Source organism: Vibrio sp. 10N.222.52.C3, from assembly GCF_041474195.1.
In the GTDB taxonomy this organism is placed as follows: domain Bacteria; phylum Pseudomonadota; class Gammaproteobacteria; order Enterobacterales; family Vibrionaceae; genus Vibrio; species Vibrio crassostreae_C.
This window is the reverse complement of sequence record NZ_JBFRTQ010000001.1, coordinates 41,186-46,808: the sequence shown is the minus strand read 5'-3', so window position 1 is coordinate 46,808 and position 5,623 is coordinate 41,186. Positions and strand designations below refer to the sequence as shown.

Here is a 5,623-nt window from a genome sequence, read left to right as displayed (position 1 = left end):
CAAATGTATAAAAACAATTCTACACTCTCAACTGTTCAAAGATTTTCGGAGTAACGCATGAACCCTTCTATTTCTTCACATGCTGACAAGGCGCTACTCTCTGAAAGAATCAATAAATTAGCGCATGCTCTGTCTGATGGTGTCTACGAAAGAGAAGACACCATTAAGCTTTGTTTACTGGCTGCTTTGGCTGGTGAAAGCGTGTTTCTATTAGGCCCTCCGGGCATCGCAAAAAGCCTTATCGCGAAACGTCTCATTCAGGCTTTTGATAACAGCAGCTATTTCGAATATTTGATGACTCGTTTCTCTACTCCCGAGGAAGTGTTCGGCCCACTAAGTATCCAAGAATTAAAAGACAACGGTCGTTACGTAAGACTAACCGAAGGCTACCTACCAACTGCACAAGTCGTCTTCCTCGATGAGATCTGGAAAGCCGGCCCTGCAATCCTAAACACGCTACTTACTGTCGTTAACGAAAAGACTTTCAAAAACGGCAGTGATATTGAACGTGTACCGATGCGTCTACTAGTATCGGCATCCAACGAACTTCCAGATGAAGACAGCGGCTTGGAAGCACTTTATGACCGTATGTTGGTACGCGTGTTCGTGAACCGTATTCAAAACAAACAAAACTTCAAATCGATGCTGACGACGGGTACTTCTCAAGAAGCGGTAATTCCAAAAGGTTTGGCGATTACGGACATTGAATACCATCAATGGCAGAAAGAGCTCGATAAGCTGGAACTGACAGACAATTCGTTTGATAAGTTGTTTGAACTAAAAACCATGCTTGAAGAGACGGTTAAGAAGCAAGGCTCTGCTTCAGAGTCAGAATTGTATGTATCAGATAGACGCTGGAAGAAGGCCGTTAAACTATTGAAAGCGAGTGCGTTCTTTAGTGGTCGCGATAGCGTGAACCCTCTGGATATTATGCTTCTGCAAGATTGTTTGTGGCATAGCCCAGAATCACGTGATGTGGTTCGTAGCGTGGTGAAAGACTTTGCATTGAACCGAGCGTTTGATCAACAAGAGTCGAAAGCTCAAATTGAAATATCTCGTGAAGAGTTAGAAGAGATTCAAGACGATGTTGAATCAACGTTGTCGGTGTCACTTTCTATGGAGTCAACCAGTGGCTTGTTGCGTAAAGATGTTTACCAGAATGACATCAAGAACGCGAAAATGTACAGCGTGGGCAGTGCTTACAATCTAGTGAAACTGGTTATGCTGCAAAGCAACATGTCGGTTTCTGAATCTGAGAAAGGCGATAGCCGTTGGGTATACGTAGCCAAAGACGATTTTGATCGTGTTCTTAAAGAAGGTCACGGTGATATTTACGGTTACGTAAACGAAAATAAAAACCTATGCCGTTTAAAACTCGACTTGGATGCATCAAACCAATTAGTGATTAAAGACATCGCCAATCGCTCTGTATTGGTGAGTGTGGTTACTACTGACGGTTTAGACCAAGAACTGTACAACAAGTGGTTGAGTGGCGCTGAGAAAGCCTTAGAACAGTTAACTGAAGCTGAATTCAAGTTAAAACGCGTTCGTACTGAATTCCATGATGCATTACCTCATAACTATATTGACCCTGATTTACCAAAAGCGATGGAAGCAAGTTTGCAATCGGTAACGCAAGATCTTGAAACCACGAAAGTGAAGAGTGCCAAGATCGCTCAGCGTATTAAGTTTATGAGCCAGTACTTCGAGTAAGAGGAGAGCATATGTTAGGAGCAGACGGCTTAAACCTCGCTTTGATGGTGGCTGATTCAGGAATCATTGATACCGCGATGAATGATCTCATCGCTCGTTCTCAAGTCATGATGGCTGCAGAGAACAAAGGTGTGAAAACCTCAGTGAAAAACCACTTAGTTAAATGGCGCGGTAAAGTTAAAAAACGCGTTACTAAGGTGTGTGAAACTGATCGATTCCAAGAGGAAATCGCCCTTTACCAAGAAGTGATTTACTGGGATGAACCTCAGTTCTTTGATGAGATTGACAGCGTTATCAAAAAGCTGGAGTGGCACTCAGCGTTTTATCTACAAGCTCGACGCCTTATGGAGAACAACAAGGGTGTTTATAACGCGATGTTTCCACACTACTTTTGCGACCAATGGTACCAATCACTTTCTGATGCGATTAAACAAGCTCAAGTAACTGAACTTGAAACAAGCAAAGAAAAAGTCTTAGCCGATCTTTATCAGCGCATGGAAACCATGAAAAACATGGATAAAGTGACTGAGTCGGGTGATGAAGGCAGTGTAGGGCGCTTGTGGGACATGGCTTCTGCCAAATTAAGCAAAACAGACCTTACCATCATGAAACGTCATGCTGAGTTCTTGAATAAGCACAAGGGCTTGCAAGAGATCGCTGAAAAGCTAGGCCGTATGGCTGGTGAGGAAGATGATCCTTCGCTACACAAAGCCCCTGTAGAAGAATTGCAGGTGGTTGAAGAGAAAAGCGATGAAGCGGTCGATGATATTGTCGGGATTCATGAAAGTGATGACCTTAACAAGATGCTGCCAAACGAAACCATGTTCTTAGCTTATCCTGAACTTGAGGTTATCTTTTACAAGCACTTGGCCGACAAGCGTTTACTGAGCTATCGCTCGCAAGGTAAATCACGCACGTTACGCAAAGTGAAGGCGCAAAAACCAGATAGCAAGAACATCGATATTGAAAAGGGCCCGTTTATAGTCTGTGTGGACGCTTCGGGTTCTATGAGTGGTTTCCCTGAGCAGTCTGCTAAAGCAATGGCTTATGCCTTAATGCAAATTGCTCTTGCAGAAGAGAGAGACTGTTATGTGATTCTTTTTTCTTCTGAGCAGATTACCTATGAGTTAACAAGGCAAGATGGCCTACGTGAAGCGAGCGACTTCTTAAGTTACTCATTCCACGGCGGTACGGATTTGGAACCTGTTCTCATGAAGTCGATTGACCTAATGACTGGTGATAAATACAAGAATGCCGATTTAATCGTACTTTCTGACTTTATTGCGCCGAAACAATCAGACGAAATGATTGCTCAGGTTGAAAAGTTGAAAGAACACAAAAACCGTTTCCATGCGGTTAGTCTTTCTAAGTATGGCAACCCTCAACTTATGACTATGTTTGACCACTGCTGGGCGTATCATCCGAGTCTTGTCGGTCGTTTTATGAAGAAGTGGTAGCGCTAGAACATCTTGTTTAACTCGATTTTGCTGTGTGTTTTTTGATTAAAGAGATCGAACATGCAGCAATTTGATTTAAATGTCAGCAAACGGAATTTAAATTCACTTTTTTGTTTGACTATCTCCCCTCAATCCGTAAAGTAGGCACCCGAACACAGCGGTGCGGCTTACTTAAGTACCTAAAGTGTTGAATTAAAAAGGCGCCTTGGCAGAGTGGCTATGCAGCGGATTGCAAATCCGTGGACCTCGGTTCGACTCCGGGAGGCGCCTCCATTCTTTTTCTTAGCTTGATAAGTTAAGAGATATTAAGAATGAAAATGCGATACTAGCTCAGTTGGTAGAGCGCAACCTTGCCAAGGTTGAGGTCATCGGTTCGAACCCGATGTATCGCTCCAAATTTTGTAGTGTTGATTCATTTTGACATTAAGATGGTGTTTTACTTTTCAGTAATCGGCATCGCAATAAAGAATTGCGTGCCCTGGTGGTGGAATTGGTAGACACAAGGGATTTAAAATCCCTCGACGTTCGCGTTGTGCCGGTTCAAGTCCGGCCCGGGGCACCATCTATTTGATTATTACCTCGCTTGGTATTGATCAAAAGAGTTGTTCTCTTAAAACACTATTGAAGGCGCCTTGGCAGAGTGGCTATGCAGCGGATTGCAAATCCGTGGACCTCGGTTCGACTCCGGGAGGCGCCTCCATAATTCAGAAAAAACCAGTCCTAGTGACTGGTTTTTTCGTTTCTGGCCCCGCTAAAAGCTTCCTACGTACCCATTTCAATGCTTATCAAAGAAATCTTTGTTACGGATATACTTGCTCATCAAGTGGTAAGAGAAAGGTCTTATCAGCCAACTAAAGATAGAGCGACCAAGGCGGATTAATGTAGGAGTGTTCTCATAGATTCGTCCGTTATAAAGCCAAAGCACTTTACCTACATGCCAATAGAGCAAAGGAACCGGTGGCATGAAGGTCACGATGTCGATGTCACAGCAAATTCGGTAGGTCTTCTTACTCATGCGATAGTGCTTTCGAAAGCTCCAATCACCAATGGCGGGTTGGCCAAAAGTCACTATTCGTTTAATACAGCCTGGGTACTTTTGATCAAAGTAATCAGCGAAGACACAACCGATAGCGCCTCCGGAAGAGTGGCCAGTAATAGACACTCTTTTTCCTTGTTCGATGAGAGGTGTGAGCGTGGCTTCCAAGCGCTCAATAACGGTTAAGCCAAGCTTATCTTCATTACGACTTGGCTGGCTCTCTTGAAACATTAGATGGTAGAAACCCGCATGCACACGATAATTGAGCCCAATTCTCTTACAGCTTCTTGTCCATAGAGCAAAGGTTAGTAGCCAATCTGAGATACTGTGCGATCCTTTGATTACCACAACCACTTCATCTTTGTCGCTACTCCACAACACTCTAATCATGGTTTTACCAAACTGGTTCTTGATGATGCGTTGTCCATTAGGGTCAAAACCATAGCGAGTCTGCTTAAAAACTCTAGGGTAGGCGAGGTTACAAAGAACGGCATAGCGCTCATATTGATATCGTTTTAGTGGTTTCACATGTTTACTTCTTAATAAGAGTTACTTCAAACTCTAATCGTTGAATGTGAAAAGCACATGAAAACGCCATTTGCTTGGTTTAAAACAATAAAATCACCGCATTCAATTGGTATTTGAATCAATGGTTGTCAGTGATTTGTCCGTTTAAATTAGAAATCCAAGTATAAGAACCGTACAAGCTGCACTAAATTTATTCTTTTGAGTTCGATAATTAATCACTTGAATTAAAAGATAAAATTTATTGTTGACGAATTTTTTCCTTCCGTTAAAGTACACCTCGTTCTCACGGCTTAGGTCGCTGAGAGATGGTGTTTTTACTTTTCAGTAATCGGCCTCGCAAGATTGCGTTGCCCTGGTGGTGGAATTGGTAGACACAAGGGATTTAAAATCCCTCGGCGTTCGCGCTGTGCCGGTTCAAGTCCGGCCCGGGGCACCATCTATCTAGCTTCTACATTTTGAGTAGAGTGATGAACAAAGAGTTGTTCTCTTAAATCACTATTAAAGGCGCCTTGGCAGAGTGGCTATGCAGCGGATTGCAAATCCGTGGACCTCGGTTCGACTCCGGGAGGCGCCTCCATTCTTTCTCTTAGTTTGATAAGTTAAGAGATAATAAGAATGAAAATGCGATACTAGCTCAGTTGGTAGAGCGCAACCTTGCCAAGGTTGAGGTCATCGGTTCGAACCCGATGTATCGCTCCAAATTTTGTAGTGTTGATTCATTTCGACATTAAGATGGTGTTTTACTTTTCAGTAATCGGCATCGCAATAAAGAATTGCGTGCCCTGGTGGTGGAATTGGTAGACACAAGGGATTTAAAATCCCTCGACGTTCGCGTTGTGCCGGTTCAAGTCCGGCCCGGGGCACCATCTATTTGATTATTACCTCGCTT

At 43.3% G+C, this 5,623-nt stretch carries 3 protein-coding genes and 8 tRNA genes; 10 read left to right on the top strand and 1 reads right to left on the bottom strand.

Annotated features, from left to right (window positions below; translation table 11 throughout):
* Nucleotides 1-57: 57 nt before the first annotated feature.
* The 6 genes from AB4517_RS00265 (at nt 58) to AB4517_RS00240 (ending at nt 3,870) form a co-directional block, all read left to right on the top strand.
* Nucleotides 58-1,713: an ATPase RavA domain-containing protein gene (locus AB4517_RS00265; RefSeq protein WP_017062563.1), complete on the top strand. Its 1,656-nt coding sequence runs from the start codon at nt 58-60 to the stop codon at nt 1,711-1,713.
* Nucleotides 1,714-1,724: 11 nt separating this feature from the next.
* Complete coding sequence (gene viaA / locus AB4517_RS00260; protein ID WP_017064542.1) at nt 1,725-3,170, top strand: ATPase RavA stimulator ViaA; 1,446 nt, start codon at nt 1,725-1,727, stop codon at nt 3,168-3,170.
* Nucleotides 3,171-3,369: 199 nt separating this feature from the next.
* A tRNA-Cys gene (locus AB4517_RS00255) sits at nt 3,370-3,443 on the top strand.
* 46 nt (nt 3,444-3,489) lie between these two features.
* Nucleotides 3,490-3,565: transfer RNA gene (locus AB4517_RS00250), tRNA-Gly, on the top strand.
* Nucleotides 3,566-3,645: 80 nt separating this feature from the next.
* Nucleotides 3,646-3,732, top strand: a tRNA-Leu gene (locus tag AB4517_RS00245).
* Nucleotides 3,733-3,796: 64 nt separating this feature from the next.
* Nucleotides 3,797-3,870: transfer RNA gene (locus AB4517_RS00240), tRNA-Cys, on the top strand.
* A 75-nt stretch (nt 3,871-3,945) separates the two neighbouring features.
* Here AB4517_RS00240 and AB4517_RS00235 read toward each other — a convergent pair.
* Nucleotides 3,946-4,734 carry a lipase family protein gene (locus AB4517_RS00235; protein ID WP_017064543.1) on the bottom strand — a complete coding sequence of 263 codons (789 nt, stop codon included), beginning with the start codon at nt 4,732-4,734 and terminating at the stop codon, nt 3,946-3,948.
* A gap of 349 nt (nt 4,735-5,083) precedes the next feature.
* Here AB4517_RS00235 and AB4517_RS00230 point away from each other — a divergent pair.
* The 4 genes from AB4517_RS00230 to AB4517_RS00215 all read left to right on the top strand — a co-directional run bounded on the left by AB4517_RS00230 (nt 5,084) and on the right by AB4517_RS00215 (nt 5,600).
* Nucleotides 5,084-5,170: transfer RNA gene (locus AB4517_RS00230), tRNA-Leu, on the top strand.
* A gap of 67 nt (nt 5,171-5,237) precedes the next feature.
* Nucleotides 5,238-5,311: transfer RNA gene (locus AB4517_RS00225), tRNA-Cys, on the top strand.
* A gap of 46 nt (nt 5,312-5,357) precedes the next feature.
* Nucleotides 5,358-5,433, top strand: a tRNA-Gly gene (locus AB4517_RS00220).
* An 80-nt stretch (nt 5,434-5,513) separates the two neighbouring features.
* Nucleotides 5,514-5,600: transfer RNA gene (locus AB4517_RS00215), tRNA-Leu, on the top strand.
* Nucleotides 5,601-5,623 lie beyond the last annotated feature (23 nt).